The 18,717-nt window shown below is 62.9% G+C and carries 16 protein-coding genes and 1 tRNA gene; 1 reads left to right on the forward strand and 16 read right to left on the reverse strand.

The window, feature by feature from the left end:
• Window positions 1-17 precede the first annotated feature (17 nt).
• From Pan216_RS06560 to Pan216_RS06615, 11 genes are all read right to left on the reverse strand, one after another.
• Entirely contained in the window at window positions 18-827 is an 810-nt protein-coding gene (locus Pan216_RS06560) for a hypothetical protein (RefSeq protein ID WP_145256501.1), read from the reverse strand.
• Between the two features lie 755 nt (window positions 828-1,582).
• A complete protein-coding gene (locus Pan216_RS06570; RefSeq protein ID WP_419193336.1) occupies window positions 1,583-2,062 on the reverse strand; it encodes a Spy/CpxP family protein refolding chaperone in 480 nt (159 codons plus the stop codon).
• A 432-nt stretch (window positions 2,063-2,494) separates the two neighbouring features.
• Window positions 2,495-2,710 carry a hypothetical protein gene (locus Pan216_RS06575; protein ID WP_145256507.1) on the reverse strand — a complete coding sequence of 72 codons (216 nt, stop codon included), beginning with the start codon at window positions 2,708-2,710 and terminating at the stop codon, window positions 2,495-2,497.
• Window positions 2,710-3,282: an HYExAFE family protein gene (locus tag Pan216_RS06580; RefSeq protein ID WP_145256510.1), complete on the reverse strand. Its 573-nt coding sequence runs from the start codon at window positions 3,280-3,282 to the stop codon at window positions 2,710-2,712. The genes Pan216_RS06575 and Pan216_RS06580 overlap by 1 nt, the downstream gene beginning before the upstream one ends.
• Window positions 3,283-3,640: 358 nt before the next feature.
• The gene (gene hisS / locus Pan216_RS06585; protein ID WP_145256514.1) at window positions 3,641-4,951 is read right to left on the reverse strand and encodes a histidine--tRNA ligase; all 1,311 of its coding nucleotides are present in this window, start codon (window positions 4,949-4,951) and stop codon (window positions 3,641-3,643) included.
• A gap of 172 nt (window positions 4,952-5,123) precedes the next feature.
• Window positions 5,124-7,307: a helicase-associated domain-containing protein gene (locus Pan216_RS06590; protein ID WP_145256517.1), complete on the reverse strand. Its 2,184-nt coding sequence runs from the start codon at window positions 7,305-7,307 to the stop codon at window positions 5,124-5,126.
• On the reverse strand, window positions 7,304-7,567 hold the full coding sequence (locus Pan216_RS06595) for a hypothetical protein (protein WP_145256520.1): 264 nt from the start codon (window positions 7,565-7,567) through the stop codon (window positions 7,304-7,306). The genes Pan216_RS06590 and Pan216_RS06595 overlap by 4 nt, the downstream gene beginning before the upstream one ends.
• Window positions 7,568-7,714: 147 nt before the next feature.
• Window positions 7,715-9,484 (reverse strand): DNA repair helicase XPB, encoded by a 1,770-nt coding sequence (locus tag Pan216_RS06600; RefSeq protein ID WP_145256524.1) that lies wholly within the window; start codon window positions 9,482-9,484, stop codon window positions 7,715-7,717.
• A 178-nt stretch (window positions 9,485-9,662) separates the two neighbouring features.
• Window positions 9,663-10,307 (reverse strand): GTP cyclohydrolase I FolE, encoded by a 645-nt coding sequence (folE, locus tag Pan216_RS06605; protein WP_145256527.1) that lies wholly within the window; start codon window positions 10,305-10,307, stop codon window positions 9,663-9,665.
• Window positions 10,308-10,832: 525 nt separating this feature from the next.
• Window positions 10,833-11,507: an LON peptidase substrate-binding domain-containing protein gene (locus tag Pan216_RS06610; protein ID WP_145256531.1), complete on the reverse strand. Its 675-nt coding sequence runs from the start codon at window positions 11,505-11,507 to the stop codon at window positions 10,833-10,835.
• Window positions 11,504-11,929, reverse strand: a complete 426-nt coding sequence (locus Pan216_RS06615; protein ID WP_145256534.1) for a DUF309 domain-containing protein — start codon at window positions 11,927-11,929, stop codon at window positions 11,504-11,506. Before Pan216_RS06615 ends, Pan216_RS06610 begins: the two co-directional genes overlap by 4 nt.
• 204 nt (window positions 11,930-12,133) lie before the next feature.
• On the opposite strand from Pan216_RS06615, the gene Pan216_RS06620 reads away from it, so the two are divergent.
• Complete coding sequence (locus Pan216_RS06620; protein ID WP_419193337.1) at window positions 12,134-13,132, forward strand: 3-keto-disaccharide hydrolase; 999 nt, start codon at window positions 12,134-12,136, stop codon at window positions 13,130-13,132.
• Window positions 13,133-13,348: 216 nt separating this feature from the next.
• Here Pan216_RS06620 and Pan216_RS06625 read toward each other — a convergent pair.
• The 5 genes from Pan216_RS06625 to Pan216_RS06645 all read right to left on the reverse strand — a co-directional run bounded on the left by Pan216_RS06625 (window position 13,349) and on the right by Pan216_RS06645 (window position 18,566).
• A tRNA-Thr gene (locus Pan216_RS06625) sits at window positions 13,349-13,420 on the reverse strand.
• Between the two features lie 118 nt (window positions 13,421-13,538).
• On the reverse strand, window positions 13,539-14,318 hold the full coding sequence (locus Pan216_RS06630; protein ID WP_419193338.1) for an SDR family oxidoreductase: 780 nt from the start codon (window positions 14,316-14,318) through the stop codon (window positions 13,539-13,541).
• Window positions 14,319-14,944: 626 nt separating this feature from the next.
• The gene (gnd, locus tag Pan216_RS06635; RefSeq protein WP_145256543.1) at window positions 14,945-16,399 is read right to left on the reverse strand and encodes a decarboxylating NADP(+)-dependent phosphogluconate dehydrogenase; all 1,455 of its coding nucleotides are present in this window, start codon (window positions 16,397-16,399) and stop codon (window positions 14,945-14,947) included.
• 11 nt (window positions 16,400-16,410) lie between these two features.
• Window positions 16,411-17,268, reverse strand: coding sequence for an HAD family hydrolase (locus Pan216_RS06640; protein WP_145256546.1), 858 nt, complete (start codon window positions 17,266-17,268; stop codon window positions 16,411-16,413).
• 8 nt (window positions 17,269-17,276) lie between these two features.
• Window positions 17,277-18,566, reverse strand: a complete 1,290-nt coding sequence (locus Pan216_RS06645; protein ID WP_145256549.1) for a diphosphate--fructose-6-phosphate 1-phosphotransferase — start codon at window positions 18,564-18,566, stop codon at window positions 17,277-17,279.
• Between the last annotated feature and the right edge of the window lie 151 nt (window positions 18,567-18,717).

The following is an 18,717-nucleotide window of genomic DNA, read 5'->3' on the forward strand; positions in this document are numbered from 1 at the left end:
GGCGAGTCCTCGGAATGTTAGAACCGAAACCGCAGCGGTCCCAGACGACCTTCGAAGTTGGTGCTTCGGTTGCCGACCGGCGTCAGTACCGAACGGCCAGGACGCCTCGCCCGGTGATAAGAAGACCCCTCTGGCCGCGTGGGCGCCGGAGCCAGTTGCGGCGGCCGTGGCACGGGGGCCGAGGGCACCGGCTGGATGCTTGGGCCTTGCGGGATCACGGGCTCCTCGTGGAAGACCCGGGGCGGGGTCGCTCCTCGTCGTGCGGGGCCAGGATTGACGTTGTAGCCGGGAACGTGGCCGCGAAAGAGCCCTGGGAGGTTGCCGTAGGGACGACCTCGGACCGGTTGGATGGCGCATCCCTTGCCTCGGTAGCGATCGAGATGACAGATCGCGTCCTCCAAGTCATCGATCGTGTCCTCGATGTCCTCGATGAGGCATGACGCTTGCTTGTAGACGGGGTAGGCACACGAACGCCGCGGAACCCGCAAGTCCTCGATCTCGTCCTCGGCACACGCCTGGGTCTGCTCGAGCGATCGGACGACTTCCTCCAGTTGGCACTGCGCGGATCCCGCCTGGAGCTGACCATTGAGCAGCAAGGCCTGCGACTGAAGGACGCCGGCATGCCGCAAGAGGTCGGGGCAGACCGGGACGTGCTTGGACATCTCTGCCACCGAGCACTGGAACTGACCGGCCTGTTGGACGAGCAGCCCCGCCAGGGCGTAGGGGTTATCGTGGCCCGCGCGGGCTTGCGACGTGCCGAAGAGAAGGGTGCTTCCCGAGAGTGCCGCGAGCATCATCGCTCGCCTGATTCCTCCGATTGCCTGCATGCGTCTTCCTCCGCTGGCAAGGTCTTTGTTGTCGTCGCTAGGGGAGTAACGCAGGCGCTGTGCCAAGAGCCTCGAAGGGCCGAAAATCGTCGAAAAGGGCTCAAGGCGGGAGATTCGCCACCATTTTGATGACGTCCCCGACAGAAAACTGACAAGCCCGTACTCGTCGGGTGGTTGTTGGAGAGGAGAGGGAGAAGGGGAAGCAAGAGGGGAGAAGAAGAGGAACTTACCACAGAGGCCGCGGAGGTCGCAGAGGGGGGAGGGCTCAGGATGGAGGGTGGTCCGGCGGCTCGCCATTTCGATGACTGTTGGAGAGGAGAGGGAGAAGGGGAAGCAAGAGGGGAGAAGAAGAGGAACTCACCACAGAGGCCGCGGAGGTCGCAGAGGGGGGGAGGGCTCAGGATGGAGGGTGGGCCAGAGGTCGACGATGTAGGTGAGCAGAAGACGAAAGCAGTAACCGGGATGGGGTTTGAATTGCTCAAGACCATTTGCTTCATCCCTCGTGCTCGTCCGACGATCCGCCGCTCGATGGCTGCTTTCTCTTTCCGCCGGTTTCCTCTGTGTTCTCCGTGGTTCCCTTGGTCCTTGCTCAATGCAAGGCGACGCCCGCTGGCGAGACAAGATCGGCTCGTCCCCATCGCGGCTCTTCGGGATCGCTCCCAACTCTCCTCTTTCCCCCTCTGCGCTCTCCGCGACCTCTGTGGTTCACAACCTCCCCTTCTTCCTCCAGGGGCCAGATGTTCCCGCGCTTCGAGTTACTTCCCGATCAACGACCCAAGAAACTCATCGGTCGCTTTCTCGTTCTTGGCCCGAAATGCCTCGATCTTCTCGCGTTGCTCGGGCTTCAGGATCGGGCGGACCTTCCGCGCAACTTGGGACCACTCCACCCCGGCGTCTCCCAGGGCCGTTCCCACGCGGTCGGCGGCCTTACGAATCGCCTGGTCGTCCGGCGCTTCGGCCAGGACGGCTTCACGCAGCTTGCGGGCTTCGACGATCAGCGTCTCCATCCGCCGCAACCGCGTCTGGCGATCGTCGTTCAGCACGTTGGCGATCGCGCCACGCTGCTCGGGCGTGAGGTCGATTTCCGAACGCAGGAGCAGCGCCCGGCCGACCCGGCCCATGACGAACTCACGGACCTGCTGGGGGAAGAGTTGGCGATCAGGGGCCGCCGACACGACCGCACCGGCCAGGAGGACGGACGACAGACCCGCGAGGACCCAAGTACGAAGCATCATCGGTTCGATCTCCATAAGCGTTGGCGTCCGAGCAGGCGATCCCCCGCACCGACGCGGTGCCGAGGAGGTTGAACCTGAGGCAAGCATCCCTGGAACAACGAGCCAGAGGGTCGTGTTCGGGAAGTGCTGCGGACGCCGAAAGAAGTACGCCTCGTGGATGAATTGGCGCGAACGGACAAATGGGGGACACGAAAGTCCGCAAGAAGGCGATCGTCCGTGTTGGGTGGCCCCGATTGCTTGCCAATCGGGGTGGCGCAGCCACAAGAGCCCCAAGGGGGGCGAAGGCCCACGGCAAAAGGTGACGGGGCAACGTCTGCGGCGTCGCGTCAGAGGAAGAGGAAAGAAACCCCAGCCCCCCAACCCCCCGCCCCTAAAAGGGACCGGGGGGCTTTCTCCTCCATCGCTCCGCGATGGAGGCCAATGGACTCGCTCCTACCGTGACCAACTCCGGCCGCTCGACCGAAGCACGCACCAAAGCGTGCCCCCCATCAGCACCCCGGCGATGATGTACGTCGTGATGTCCGAATAGCCCGAGGACGACGACTCCTCCTCCTGGGCAACCGCCGCCAGCGGCGCCATGAGCATCCAGACAACACCCATCAGGACAAAGCCCGCCACCAAGCGACGGCGAATCACACGCATCAGCATCAAACGGTTCCTTTGAAGGACACCTGGACCGAATCGTCGGCAAGGACCGCGTCACCACGTCGCGGTTCCGCCGGGTCGACCGTGAGCCAACAAGACAGCGGGCGGGCGCACTCGCGGAAGAGAGCCCGCGGGAGACTCAGCGTCCGCCAACGCGGCGAACGCCTCCGAGCATGACGACGGTAGTCGTCGACACCAATCCCGAGATAGCCGTAGCGACGCTCCGCGAACGATTGCCGATCGATGAAAGCCTCCCGTACCCCGGAGGAGAGCTCATAAGCGAAGACGAAGAGACCGGCCGCCCCAGGGCCAAAGAGCGACTGCCAACGATCGAGACTCTCGAGATCGTCCTGGGTGACCCAGTTCTCGAGGTAGGGACGCTTGGCCGTGGTCCGTCGACCCTTGACGTCGATCAGGAGCTGCCGATCGCCGGCCGGATACGCCACTAGATCAAAATTCTTGAGCGGCTCGTCGTCCCAAATCGCGCGCTTCGTCTCCTTGACCGGACAATAGGGGATGCCGTGTCGGCCAAGATAGGCGTGCAGAGCGCGTTCGTAGCGGTTGAGACTCGCCATGGTAGAAATAGCTTAGCAGAAGAGGGGGCGGGGGAGAACCTCCCTCGTTGCTAGGGGAGAAAGGCGAAAAAACTCTCCTGGGTGGCCCCGATTGCTTGCCAATCGGGGTGGCGCAGCCACAAGAGCCCGAAGGTCGCATGGACGTCCATTGGGAGACGTGACTGGCTAACGCCTACGGCGTCGCTTCAGGAAGAGGAAAGAAATCCCAACCCCCCAAACCCCCCGCCCCTAAAAGGGACCGGGCGGCTGTCTCCTCCATCGCTCCGCGATGGAGGCCAATGGACTGACTTTGTCGCTCCGCGATGGAGGCCAATGGACTGACTTTGTCGCTCCGCGATGGAGGAAAGTCGACGTTCCCTCACAGCGCCGTCTTCGCGATCAACGCGAGCAACTCCTTGCCGTCGGTCCCGACGAGCCGCTCCTCTCCCGTCGCCAGCTCCTTCACCCGCACCTGCCCCGAGTCCCACTCGTCGCCGCCGACAAAAATGACCCAGCGAACGCCCGACTCCCCGGCACGCTTGAGCACTTTTCCCAACCCACCGGACTTCATCACGTAGTCCGCCATCATGCCGCCTGCCCGCAGCGACGCCACCAGCCGCATCGCGTCGGCGATCCGCTCGTCTGCAAGAGGGACGGCCTGGGCCACCACATTCGCCGGCGCGGTGCCCCAGAGACCCTTCTCGGTGAGGAGTTCGCCAAGGACGACATCACCCATGCCGAACCCGACCGCCGGCATCGGCTGACCACCCATCGTCTCCATCAACCGGTCGTAACGCCCGCCACCACAGATCGCCCGCAGCTCCGCGTTGCGGTCGAAAATCTCGAAGACCGGTCCGGTATAGTAGGCCAGTCCGCGGACGATCCCGATATCGAAGACGACGTAGTCCCCCTTGCCGAGCGCCTCGAGATAGCCGATGAGCCGCTGTAGTTTCTCGACTTCCGCCTCGAATCCGACGAGCCCCGCGCCACGCGCGGCCCGATCGAGTTCCTCGAGAGTCGAACACGACATCACCGCGAGCAGTTTCTCCAGCGTCGCTTTGTCGAGCCCGAGCTCCTCGTAGAGTTTCGTCAGTGTCTCGTCGGGGACCTTGCCCCGTTTGTCGGTGACGGCATAGACGGCGGCGTGGTGCTCCTCGGGAATGCCCAGGGCGCCGAGCAGCGCCGCGAGCAGATCGCGCGAGTTGAGCCTCAGGGCGACATCGGCGGGACCGAGCCCAAACTCCTCCAAGCCGTCCAGCGCGACGCTCATCACCTCCGCGTCGGCGGTGACGTCCGCGACGCCGAGCAGGTCGATGTTCCACTGCCAGAATTCGCGTAGGCGTCCTCGCTGACCGCGCTCATAGCGGCACATCCGGGCGCTGCAGTACCATTTGATTGGACGGGGCAGGGCCGATTGGCGCTGCGTGATCAGCCGGGCCAGGGAGGGCGTCATCTCGGGACGAATCGCCAGCTCCCGGTCGCCGCGATCGGTCAGGGTGTAGAGCTGGGTGACGATCTCCTCGCCCGACTTGCGGGTGAAGAGATCGAGGTGCTCGACGATGGGGGCGTCCCAGGGCTCGAAGCCGGCCCGTTCGCTGACGGCTCTCCAGGCCGACTCGATCTCGAGCCGTTGCCGCATGAGCTCCGGATAGAAGTCCCGCATGTATTTGACGGGGGGGATCTTTTTCACCGCAACAGTCTCCGCTGATGGTTCGGGGGACGCCGACCGGTCGGAATCGAGACGATTCTGTCTCTAAAGAGGCCCGTTTCGGCGACAAGTTCGATCGTCGTTGGTCCGTTTTGGATCCATTTTCGTCAAAAACGGACCCATTTCATGCCTGGGAGGGGGACTCATCGTTCATTCAGGCGGTCGATTCGGAGTCGCTTGGAAGTCCGCCGCGGACGAGCCGTCCTTCGCCGGAGATGTCGACGCCGAGGGCTTCCAGGGCGCCGGTCAGTTCCGCGCTCTTCTCGGGCTCGACCACGAGGGCTTTGGGGCCGAGGCGCGATTGGAAGCACGCCGCGGTCGCCGGATGCTGCAAGAGCCCGTCGGCGAGCATCTCGTCATCGGTCCGTAGGACCACGAGCGACTTGATCTCGACCTCCGCCCGCGCGGCGCAGCGGAAGAGAAGCTGAGCGCTCGGCGGGGGGCTCTCCCCGGTGCGGCGCCGAAACCATTCCTCGAGAAAACTGATCGAAAGCCCTTGGTCGAGCGCCCGCCCCAGCGACTTGGACGTGAGGCGGAAGGTTTTCGGTCCCTCGCCGCTCTCTCTCTCGACCGAGTCGGCGAAGCGGCGAAGTTCGGTCTCGAGCAGGAGGTCCGACTTGGCTAGGTCGATGTGCAACGTGATCCCGTCGGCATCGACGTTGACGCACGGTTCGGACCCGACCGAGTAGTTCCGCGAGGAGGTGATCCGCAAGTTCTTGAGCGTCGCCCCCGCGTCGCCGGCCACGAGCAAGATCCGATCGGTGATCGCGGTCCCCTCGAGCCCCCGTTCGACGGCGTCGTCGAGGTCGCTTTTGCTCGAAAACTCGTAGAGCGAACAGCGTGGGAAGACGCGGATCCGCTCGCGCCGTTCCGCCCAGGTTCGGATCGAGGTCGAGAGTCCCGTCGGGATCTCTCGGCCTCCATACTGTTCGAGCGTCTCGATCATCGTGTCGGCGCTGAGCCCCGCCTCGAGGCCGATGTAGACCGAATCGGCGGAGATCTCGTACGTCAGGGCCGCTCCGAGCGTCTTCGGTTCGCAGAAGACCGCGAGCCGGCGCAGCAGTTCGACCGACAGGCCTTGGCGATAGACGACCACTTCGTGATTCGGCTGGGCGAGCAACGTGCCGGGAAACGCCGGCAGTTCCGGGAGCTCGACCTCTTCCCCGAGAAACCGCTTGCCCCAGGGACTGAGACGAGCGAGGTCCTCGCCGTCGCCGGTTTGGAGGATCTCGACCGCCCCCGTCTGATAGAGCGAGCCAAAGACGAACTTGCGGATCCACTTGCGGGCGAGACGGGCCCGCGTCTCTTCCTGACGCAAGGGGCCGATTCGTTCGCCGGTCTCCGTCCAAGGCGGGTGACATTGTTCGAGCTTGCTCGCGAGCTGCTCGACGCTGGCCCCCTGTTCGGGCGGTAGGCTGCCGAGCCAATACAGCACGAGAAAGCGGGCCGAGGCCATCTCCGAGGCGAACGGGCCGGTCGGGGTCTCCTCGCCCAGCTCATTCCAGTTCTCGACGCCAATCAAGTCGCCAAGACACTTGAGCAAGAGCTCGTTGCGATCGGCCGGCCAATGGTCGGCGAGTGACTCGGTCGGGAACTGCTCGTCGCAAAACCGATCGAGCATGCCTCCCTGCACCGCCAGAGCGTACGTCAGCATCCCGAGCTGGTCGCACGCCTCGGGCGTGTCGACGAAAGGTGCCTCGAGGAGACTATTTTGTCCGATCCGTTCCTGGTCGCGTTTGAAGAGGATGTTTTGCTGGGTACGGCGAATCGGCAAGCGCGTCGCCAGGCGCCACAAGAGCGCCAGTCGCATCGGGTATTCCCAGCCGTCGGCGGCACGCCACGATCCCGAGGCCTCCGTCCCCACCAGCCCCTTGACGGGACTGGCCTGGTCGGGAAGCGATTCCGAGAGGGGTGCGGCCAGGGTGATGACCGGCAGGGCCTCGATCGGCAACCCGTCGTTGACCTCGAACCGGGTCAGTTCCTCGCCGGGACGCGAGGGGCGCATCCACAACAAGCCGTCGGTCAGCAGCGATTGCACCGCGCGGTAGGGAGACCGGATCGAACAGGCCCCCAGCAAGCGCATCGCGTGATCCCAGCGCCACTCGATCAGGGGCGATCGGCGAAAAATCGCCAGCGCCTCTTGCGCGGCCTCGTCGAGTTCGTCGATGATCTTGCCGACCGAACGCTTGCTCGCGAGGGCTTGGACCAAGCGGTCCGACGATTCCTTGGCCTTCTTCGAACGGGAGAAGCGGGCGGCTCGTTCAGCGGTCCGCTCCAGTAGATCGGAGGAGTAACGCTGGAGCCAAGGGCGGTGGTCGTCGCTTTTGGCAGCGATCATGAAGCTCCCATGACATTGGAGGTGTGACCCATCCGCTTGAGTTCCTCGACGACCTCTTGGGCCTTGCCCGGTTCGATGAGGAGCACTTCGTCGGTGAGCCGTCCGATGATCATTTGGCTAAGGCGAGCTCGAGCGAGTAGTTCCTCGGCGAGGATGGGATCGCCAAGCTGGATCAGCGAGACATGGCGATGCACCTTGACGGGGATCCGCGCGCCCGCGGGTCGCTTCCCTGAACCGTAGCCTCCGCTCCAATCACTCATGCCGAGAGTCGCCTCGCAACTAAACGAGAAATTTGTCTGTTCCGGTTCCCAAACGCGCTAGGGAATCGACGTTGACCACGATTCCGCGGTCGACGACACGCCGCATCCATCGACCGTGACGCGGACCGGCTCCCGAACGCGTGGCGCTCAATTCTTGCCGCTGGTACTCGCGACCGAATCGACCGAGTCCTCCGCGTCCGAAGAGTTCTCTTGGTCGTCGCCGTTTTCTTCCTCGTCGTCGAAGAAGTTGGTCTCGTCCAAGATCTCGTAGCTGTATCCCTGTTCGGTCAGGAAGAGCTGCCGATGGTGGGCGAAGTCGAGCTCCTTGGTATCGCGGGTGACCAGCGTGTAGAAGTGGGCACTCTGGCGATCGGCCTTCGGTCGCAAGATGCGCCCCAATCGTTGAGCTTCCTCCTGGCGCGACCCGAACGTTCCCGACACTTGCACCAGGACGTTGGCGTCCGGCAAGTCGAGCGCGAAGTTGCCCACCTTCGAGAGGACAAGCTGCTTGATCCGACCCGAGCGAAACTGCTCGTAGAGCGCTTCGCGATCGGACTGGCTCGTCTGCCCCGTGATCAGCGGAATGTCGAAGCGTTTAGCCAGATCGCGTAACTGTTGCAAATACTGGCCGATCAGTAAGATCCGCGCGTTGGGATAGCGCTCGATGATCTCCTCGCACAGGTCAGCCTTGACCGGGTTCTCGCTGGCGAGCCGGAACTTTTGCCGCCAGGGGGCGACGGCGTATTCCATCCGGTTCTGCTCGGGGAGCGAGCAACGAATCTCGGTGCAGTTAGCCTCCGCGATCCACCCTTTCTGTTCGAGAGCCCGCCAAGGCACGTCGTATTTCTTCGGACCGATCAGGGTGAAGACGTCCGATTCGCGACCATCCTCGCGCACCAGGGTCGCGGTCAGGCCGAGCCGTCGACGGGCTTGGATGTCGGCCGTGACCCGGAAGACCGGAGCGGGCAGGAGGTGAACCTCGTCGTAGATGATTAGTCCCCAGTCCCGTTCGCCGAAGATCGAAAAGTGCGGAAAGTCCTCGTCCTTGTTGGGGCGATAGGTGACGATCTGGTACGTCGCGATGGTGATCGGACGGACTTTCTTTTCCTCGCCGGTGAACTCGCCGACGGCGTCGGGTTCGATGTCGGTCTTATCGATGATCTCGCGATACCACTGCTTGACCGACGTGATGCTGGTGGTCAAGACGAGCGTCGACTTTTGCAGCCGGGTGATCGCGGCGATGCCGACAATGGTCTTGCCGGCGCCGCAGGGCAAAACGATGACGCCGCTGCCGCCGCGGACGTCGCCGCCGGCATGGAAGACATCGGCGGCGTCCTGTTGGTAGTCGCGGACGTTGAAGGGCACGCCCGCTCGGGTGATCTCCCGGGCGGCGATCTTGAGGTTGGTCCCCTCCGCGTAGCCGGCGAGGTCTTCGGCGGGGTAGCCGCAACCGATCAGCGACTGCTTGAGCACGCCGCGATGGGCTTCGTTGACGACGTAGGCGGCCTCACCGAGCGGCTCGCCGAGGTACTTGCTCACCGTCTTCTGACGCGAGAGTTCTTCCAGGAGCGGACGATCGGGGCAGATCAGCCGCAGTTGTTTGTTGACCCGAACGAGTTGGAGACGTCCGTAGCGGCTGACGCGATCCTCGATGTCGGCCCCGATATTCGCGGGGAGTGGGAACTTGCTGTTCTGATCGAGGACCTCGATCATCTCTTGGGCGGTCATGCCGGCCGCGGCCGCGTTCCACAGCGAGAGATCGGTTAATCGGTAGGTGTGGATGTGTTCCGGGCTCTTTTCCAGTTCCGCGAATGGGGCGAGCGCATCGCGAGCGGCCTGGTACTTCTCATTGTCCACCTCCACCAAAATTGTTCGATCGCTTTGGACAATGAGGGGGTTCGTCGGGTCGTAACTCATTCGCCGGTAATCCCTTGGAGTAAGGCGATCCTCTCCGCGGCTCCGCCGGTACTGCTCCCGCGACCCGCAAACAGCGTAGTGTAGTCCTTGTCTCCCAGCGGCTCAACCTCATTACCGCTGGGGCCGATTCGCACCTCGTGGAGGTTCCGAACTCGGGGCACGCCGCGCTCCTGTCTCGTTAGCTTGAGGAATTTTCCGCTCCGAGCAAGGCCATGAATTCGGCCCGCGTCGTCGGATTGTGCTTGAAGATCCCTCGCATCGCGCTGGTGATGCAGCAGCTTCCTCGCTTGCGAACCCCGCGAATCGTCATGCAGGTGTGCTCTGCCTCGACCACGACCCCGACCCCCCGCGGCTCCAATTCCTGCATGATCAGATCCGCGAGCGTTTCAGTAATTCCTTCCTGAATTTGGGGACGGTGGGTGACTTCTTCCACGACGCGAGCCAGCTTGCTGAGTCCCACGACCTTCCCGTTGGGAAGATAGCCAATGTGAGCACGGCCGAAAAACGGCAGCAAATGGTGCTCGCAAACGCTCTCGAAAGAGATGTCGCGCACCAGCACGATCTCATCGTACTTCTGCGTGAAGACCCGCTTGAGATGGACCGCGGGATTGGCGTGCAGGCCACGGAACATCTCCTGATACATCCGCGCGACCCGGTCGGGGGTCTCGAGCAATCCCTCGCGATCGGGGTCTTCGCCCACCGCGATCAAGATCTCGCGAATGGCCTTTCGCAGCCGATCGTGATCGACTTTGGTGTCGGGAAGGTCCTCTTCGGAAGGGGTCGCGTCGTGTTCGTCCGCGATCGACCCGTTGATATTCGCCATGAAATCCTCTTCGGATGAACCCTCGGCCCCCGAGAAGACGCCGTTCGCGTCTACCCTGGCGGCACGAAGTGCTTCCCATGGCGGAGCCATGAAAGCATGCGTTGCACCAGACAGGTCATGATAGAGGTTTGCCCCGCCCCTGGCAGAAGCTTCAATTCCCGGCGCCGGGGGGATCGGAGCCGGGGAGCAGGAGGAAGGATGAAGGGGAGAAGGGAAGAGGGGAAGAGGGAAGAGGGAAGAGGGAAGAAGGAAGAAGGGAACCACAGAGGCCGCGGAGAGCGCGGAGGGGGGGGGAGAGGGTGTCTGGGCGCTCTCGGTCAAGATGAATGGGTGGTCGGGGGGAGTGCTGTCATCAGTTGACGTTTGAACTCTTCCTCCGCGCTCTCTGTGTCCTCTGTGGTTAAATTCCCTCTCCGGGCGTCGGCGATGTGGTGGTTGGGGTGAATGCTGTCGGTAGGCCTTCTCCGCCGAGCTTGCTGTCTCCTCGGAGGTTGATTTCTTCTTCATTCGAGGGGGAGGGCGAACTCAGTTCTTGCTGAAGTGACGGGGATCGTTGGGATCGGCGTCATCGGCGCCTTGGGTGACCTCTTGCAGATGCTCTTGGAGCTGCTGGAGCCGATCGTCGACGCTCGTGGTTTCGAGCAGTCGCTGTTTCGTGGCGGGCGAGAGCCGGGCGGTGTAGGCGACGATGTCGCTGAAGGGCCCAGGGCGGCATTCTTGGGAGAGAAAGCCCATGAACGCGTCGGCGTCGTCATCATTGGCCAGAAGAATCCGCAAGCAACGGAGGATCTCGGCCTGGAAGAGCTTGCGCCCCATGTCGCCTTGGGGGAGGAGTTCGTCCTCGAGGACATCGACCTTCGCGGTCCGGTAGAGTCGCTCAGTCTCGATCTCGTGGTCGATCCGGACCCGTGCTTGGCCGCGGAGCACGAAGAGAAAACGGCCGTCGGGCAGCCGCCGCTCGTTGAAGACCTCCCCGACGCAAGCGACCGGGTGAATCGGGGTCGGCTCGGGGGGACCCGGTTCCTTGATCAGCACTATCGCCATCCGCCGGTCGTCGGCGAGCACGTCCTCCATCATCTGCTTGTAGCGCGGTTCGAAGATCTGCAGCGGCAAGAGCCCGTTAGGCAAAAGCACGACATTGGGCAGGGGGAAGAGTCGAACGGTCTCGATACCGGGAAATTGGTCGCTACGATCGCTCACGCCGGCGACCCCTCGTCAAAAGTTGTCGGGATCTCCGGCCAACGCGTCGGGGCCGGATCGAGTTCGATGACCGGGACCAGAGCGTCGTCCCAAGGCCTTCGCTCGCTCGCATCGTCCTCGAGGACCGGAGCGAAACAGCGTTCCAGGGTCACGAGGAACTGGTCGAGGTCGAGCCCTTGGTGGTGTGGTAGAAATCGTTGCAAGTAGCCGGTGGCACGCGAATACATCCGGCGGGCACCCTCGTCATTGCCGTTGTAGAGGTGGCAAAGGCCGACCGCGACTTGAATGAGCCCCTGGTAAAAGTCCCGGTCGCCACCCGCCGTGTTGTGCCAGAGTTCCTCCCACGCGTCGTGGCTTTCGAACCAATCGCCGCGATTAAAGAGTCGGACGCCGACCAAATAGTCGTCATGGTAGAGCTGCATGGGGCTCCTCGCTGGGGCCATTCCCTCGCCGAACAGCCAATTGTAGTGAGCCGCTCCACATCGACTGGGTCAATGGTTTCATCGTCGCCGATCCTTCGCTACGATGTGGGGCACCAACCAAGAGCGAAAAGCCTGGTCCGTCGCGTCAATCGGGCAAACACGCTGAAACATCGTATCGAGCGAAGTCGAGGAGCCGAAAAGAGAATGAACGCCATCTTGCTCACGGGGGTGATCGCCCTCGCCCCGCTGGCCGCGTTGGAATCCGACGAGATTCAAGGGCAATGGAAGGGAACCACGACGGTCGCGGGGAATGGTCATCAGTCGAAGGTCGTCGCGAAGATCGCCGCGCTCGGCGGCAACAAGTACGGCGGGATCGTCCATGTCACCGATCCCAAGGGCGACGTTCACGAGGCACCGATCTCCTTCGAGGTCGAGACGAAAGGTTCGGCGGTGACGGTCACCGGCAGCAGCGAGATGAAGGGCGAGCCGGTTAAGGTCTCCGGAACGATCTCCGAGGGGAGTTTCACCGGGAGTTTCGACGCACCCGAGGAGAAGGGGACCTTCGCGTTGACCCGTGAGAAGCTCAAGTCGCCGACCGCGGGCAAGAAGGCTCCGGAAGGCGCGATTGTCCTCTTTGATGGAAAGAGTCTCAATGCTTGGAAGAAGGCGAGAAGCAAGAACGCTCCGGCCGGCTGGAAGGTGGTCGACGGCGCGATGCAGGTCGTTCCCAAGTCGGGTAGTGTCCAGAGCAAGCAGCCTCTCGGCGACGGCCACTACCATATCGAGTTCAAGACGCCCTTCATGCCCGAGAGTCGGGGACAGGCCAGGGGAAACAGTGGCGTCTACTTCCAGGGCCGCTACGAAGTGCAGGTGCTCGACAGCTTCGGCCAGCCGCCGCGCGACAACGAGGCGGGCGGGATCTATAAGGTGTCGGTTCCCAAGGTGAATGCCAGCTACCCGCCCGGCGAGTGGCAGACCTATGACGTCGACTTCGAGGCTCCGAAGTTCGAAGGCGGCAAAATGGTGGCGCCGGGGAAGATCACGGTTCGTCACAACGGCGTGGTGATCCACGAGGACGTCGAGTTGACCAAGACAACCAATGGTGCGGCCGACAACAAGATGGACCAGCCCGGCGGCGTGATGTTGCAAGATCACGGCAACCCGGTTGAGTATCGCAACCTCTGGATGATGCCGAAGAAGTAGCGGTCGCCTTCGGCGCATCGCTCGGGGACCCCTCCAACTCCCAAGCCAAGGCCCGCCGGGTTGGCTTGGCGCCCCTGGCTCGACAAGGGTGAGCAAGAGAGATCCCTTGGATGTAAGTAGGATGGGTCTTGACCCACCATCCCGACTTCACGTGGTGGAGTGGCCTGGAATGGGGGGTGGTCGCGGCGGTTCGATGATGGTGATGGGGGAGAAGAGAGCCGAAGGTGGGATTCGAACCCACGACCCCAGCTTTACGAAAGCTGTGCTCTACCACTGAGCTACTTCGGCATCGAAGCGAAGAGAATCTCGCATTCGCGGGGGCAAGTCAAGAGACTTTCCCCAAACCGCATGTTATACGAAAGATCGACCCCGGAACGAATAGCTCCGTCGACCCGGCGCGACCCGGCTAGATCGACATCGCGGTGAAGCCGCCGTCAACGAAGATGTTCGCGCCGTTGACGAATGCTCCGGCCTTGTCGGACGCCAGGAGCAAGACCGCTCCATCGAGTTCGTGCGGTTCGCCGAACCGTCCCATCGGGGTCCGTTCGAGGATCTTCGCGACCCGTTCGGGGCTGAGGATCTTCCGGTTTTGTTCGGCCGGAAAGAACCCCGGGGAAACACAGTTGACCCGCACGCCCTTGGAGCCGAATTCGCGCGCGACATTCTGACTATAGTTCAGCACTGCCGCCTTGCTCGCGGCGTACGCGAAGACCTTCGACAGGGGCCGATCGGTCGTCACCGAGCCGACGTTGATGATGCTCCCTTTGCCGCGAGCGGTCATCTTCTCGCCGAAGATCTGACAAGCCTGGTGAAGGGCCCGCAGATTGGTGCCTAGGATCTTGTCCCACTCGTCGTCGGGGATCTCGAAGTACGGGGTCGCGCTGTTGACGCCCGCGCCGTTGATCAGGATGTCGACGGGGCCGTGGGCCGACTCGACCGATTCGCAAAGCTTGGCGATCGACTCGCGGCTCGACGCGTCGACGGCGAGGAAGGTGGCCTTGCCCCCTTCGGCCTCGATCGCCTCGACCCGCTCCTTGCCTTTCTCCCCGTTTCGGCCAGCAACGACGACAAATGCTCCGGCCCCGGCCAGCGCGTGCGCCATCCGGCCGCAGAGCACTCCTGTGCCGCCGATCACCACGGCGACTTGGTCCTTCAGGCCGAACAGCTCGTTCAAATAGTCGGACAACGCACGACTCCCCATTGTTCGCACAGTCAAGGAAAGGAAACACAGGTTTGGACGATCGTCGCCCCAGCCTCGCGGTTCGAGATCGACGGAAATTAGTCAGTAGCGTGGGCCTGTGACCCACCACCGGAAGACGTCCGAGCACGTCGCTGGTCGACGATCCGCTGTCGGGGCTCAGGCGACTTTGTGGCACGGAGATCTTCCCGGAGACCTCTTGCGTGCTTCGCACGCCCAGGTAGCGGAGCAACCTGGGCTACCCTCAAGTTCAACGGCGTGGGCCAGTGACCCACCACCCGAAAGACGTCCGAGCAGTTCGCTGGTCGACGATCCGCTGTCGGGGCTCAGGCGACCTTGTGGCACGGAGATCTTCCCGGAGACCTCTTGCGTGCTTCGCACGCCCAGGTAGCGGAGCAACCTGGGCTACCCTCAAGTTCAACGGCGTGGGCCTGTGACCCACCACCGGAAGACGTCCGAGCACGTCGCTGGTCGACGATCCGCTGTCGGGGCTCAGGCGACGGTGTTGCCCAGATGCGATGCCCGCAAAGTAGCATGCCCACGCCGGAAAGCGTGGGCATGGCACCCGACTTCGGAAAGTTTGGGCGGTTCGCGGTCTCGATGACCGCCGCCACTTACGCTTTCGGTTCGCGACGCATCCGGAGCCAATCGGAGTGGAAGGTTCCTTCCTTGTCCGTGCGCTCGTAGGTGTGAGCCCCGAAGTAGTCACGCTGCGATTGCAAGAGGTTGGCGGGCAACGTGGCGCTGCGGTAGCCGTCGTAGTAGGCCAGCGCGGTGCTGAAGGCCGGCACCGGAACACCGAGCTTGGCGGCCGTCGCGACCACGTCACGCCAAGCCGCTTGGTGCGACTCGACGACGTCGTGGAAGTACGGATCGAGCAAGAGATTCTCGAGCTGCGGCTCGCGATCGAACGCGTCCTTGATGCGCTGGAGGAACTTGGCCCGAATGATACAGCCACCCCGCCACAGCATCGCGATGTCGCCGTACTTCAACTCCCAGCCATGCTCGGCGGCGGCCGCTTCAAGCTGGACGAAGCCTTGGGCGTAGCTGACGACCTTCGAGGCGTAGAGGGCGTGGCGCACCTCCTCGATGAACTTCTTGCGATCGAGTCCCTTGCGGAACTCCTCAATGGCGCCTTCCGGTCCCTTGAGGATCTTGCTGGCGCGGACGCGAGCGTCTTTCTGCGAGGAGAGGCAACGGGCGAAGACCGCCTCGGTGACGAGGGTGGTCGGCACGCCGAGGTCGAGCGCCAATTGGCTCGTCCACTTGCCGGTACCTTTCTGCCCGGCCTTGTCGAGGACCATGTCGACCAGGTCGTTGCCGGTGTCGGGGTCCTTGACGGTGAAGATATCGCGGGTGATCTCGATGAGGAAGCTATCGAGGTCGCCGGTGTTCCACTCCTCGAAGACGTCGTGCAACTCGTCGTTGGTCAGGCCGGCGGCGTGCTTGAGCAGGCTGTAGGCCTCGCAGATGAGCTGCATGTCGCCGTATTCGATGCCGTTGTGGACCATCTTGACGTAGTGGCCGGAACCACCCTGGCCGATCCAGTCGCAGCACGGGATATCGTTATTCGGTCCGACCTTCGCGGCGATCGACTGCAGGATCGGCTTGAGGTGCGGCCACGCGTCGGGGGCGCCGCCGGGCATCATGCTCGGTCCGAAGCGAGCGCCCTCTTCGCCACCGGAGACGCCGGTACCGCTGAAGAGGAGGCCCTTCTCGCCGAGTTCCTTGAGGCGACGCTCGGTGTCCATGTAGTAGGAGTTGCCGCCGTCGATGATGATGTCGCCCTCTTCGAGAAGAGGAACGAGTTCGTTGATGACCGCGTCGACAGCCGGTCCGGCCTTGACCATGATCATCGCGCGACGTGGCCGCTTGAGGTTCTTGACGAAGTCCTCGACCGTGTGGCAGCCGGTGATCGACTTGCCCTTGGCCGAGCCGTTGACGAACTCGTCGACCTTGCTCGTCGTGCGGTTAAAGACCGCCACGTTGAACCCGTGGTCGGCCATGTTGAGAACGAGGTTTTGCCCCATCACGGCAAGACCGATGAGTCCGATATCACAATCAGCCATGGCTGGACCTTTCAGTTCCAAGGAGGTGAATCCGGTAGGCAAGCATCAAATTCGGCGAACAGCTTCTCTTCGTATCCACCCGCGTAGGAACCGTCGAGGAAACGGCTAATTCCTTCGAGATGGAACCGCTGCCAACTCTCCTCTTCCTGTCCCGGCAGTATCGGGAAGAACAGGACGTTGTTGGCCTCGGCGGCTTTGGCATCGCCGGGGGCGTCGCCCAACATGATGGCGTTGCCCTTGGGATACTTCTTGGCCAGCTCCAGCGTCTCCTTCTTCGTGCCGGCCTCTTGGCCGCAGATCCGCTGGATGTATTTGTCGAGCCCGTGCTCGGTCCACTCCCGCTCGAGCGCCTCATTGGGTGTGGCGGAGACGACGAGGATGTCCGCGACTTCCGCCAGACGCTCCAAGCATTCCTTCACGTTCGGGAAGGGAGGGACGTGGTGGACGACATCGCCGACGGTCTGATTGACCGCCTCGGACCACTCCAAGCAATGCTTGAGTTCGGGATCGCCCGATTCGTCGACCGCCTTCTTCAGGGCGGGGTTGCCGAGCTTCGTCTCCTTCTCGGTCCATTCGAGAACCTTGGGGAGGGTCGGAACCTTGACGCCGCGGCGCTGCACTTCCGGACGCTCGCGGAGAAGATCGAACGCCATCAAGAGGGCGGGGAAGCGATTGATCCCGCGCCACTTCGAGTAGAGATTGACGAACTCGGCGGCCTCGCGAGCGTACTTGCTCACCGACGCCAAGTCGTAATAGCGGATGATGTTCGGGATGAAGCACTCCTTGTGCTTCACTTCCATCGTGTCGAAGGCACAGCCATCCGAATCAATGCCGACGAGAAACTCGTGCTTCGGTTCAAAATCGATCATCAACGGCCTTACTTGCGAAGAGCTTGGAGTTCGTACTTGGGAAGCTTCTGCTCGGCGAAGATCGGCTTCAGTCGAGCCAGGCGTTGCCGGCCATCCACCATCGGAATCGAGACCATGTCGTCGCCGATCAGTGGACGGGCATAGCGGACGAAGTCGTCGCTGACATCCCGGCCGCCGGGCAGGATCCAATCCTTGCTGAAGGTACGCTCGGAGTTGGCGACCTTCTCGAGCGGAACTTTGTCGTAGTAGACGTTGTAAATGTCGCCGGGCTGACGCAGGATGGTCGCCATGTAGCCACTCTCACCGGCCGCGGCCAGTTCGACCGCCTTCTGACCGACTCGGTAAGCTTCCTCGAGGTCGACCGTCGAGGCGTAGACCATCGCATGACGCTGGTCGGTACCCGGGACGTTGCCACGAGCCGAGCCACGGGTGGCCAACCCCTTCTCGTTGAGGGCGTTGACCACGACTTGGGCGACAGTGGTCTGCGAGGCACTGAACATCGTGTGACCGAAGGAGTCCTTCCGCTCGCCGAGCGAGCCGACGTTGAATCCCTCGCTGACGACGACGAGACAGCGGCCGTCCTTCTTGAGCCGATCGTTGACCGCGTCGGCGACATCGTCAAAGGTCAGATCGCTTTCGGCCAGAATGATCTCGAGCGGCATCTCCCGGTTCGGGTCGGCGAGCCGGGCGGCGGCGGGGATGAAGCCGATTTTGCGGCCCATCGCCTGCATCACCAGCACCGGGTCGGCGGGGCTACTGCCGCCGTTTTCCTCGTTGGCGTTCTGGATCATGTGGGTCCAGAACTTCGCGACCGAGCCGTAGCCGGGCGTGTGGTCGATGAGCTTGAATTCGCTGTCTCCGACGTCGTTGTCAATGGTCTTCGGCACGCCGACGGCGACCAAATCGAGCCCTTCCTTGGCCGCGAGTTGGGCGACTTTGTTGGCGGTGTCCATCGAGTCGTTGCCGCCGATGTAGAAGAAGTAGCCGACGTCGTGGGCCTTGAAGACCTCGATGGCGCGCTTGAAATCCTCTTCCTGCTCGGCGCGGAGCTTGTAGCGGCAGGTGCCGATCGAGCCGGCCGCGGGAGTGACCCGCAGCAGGGCGATTTCCTCGGGACACTGGGCCGAGAGATCGAGGAGTTCTTCCTTGAGAATGCCTTCGATGCCGTGCCAGCCGCCGTAGACCGTCCCAATCTCGGACATCTCGCGCGCCGTCTCGACGATTCCGCGAAGGCTATTGTTGATGACTGGAGAGGGCCCACCACTTTGGGCCACCACGAGATTCCGTTTGGACGCCACCTGCTAACTCCGTGAGATCCGGTTCCCCTTTGACGCGGCGAACTTCCGCGTTCATGGACACGGCCGACTTCCGCGCCCGTTGACAGGGCCGATGACCGCGTGGGGGCGATTCTACGGGGGGCACAAGGCGTCGGCAAACGGGAAGGAATAA

The sequence above is a fragment of the Kolteria novifilia genome (genome assembly GCA_007748055.1).
GTDB classification, from domain to species: Bacteria; Planctomycetota; Planctomycetia; order Kolteriales; family Kolteriaceae; genus Kolteria; species Kolteria novifilia.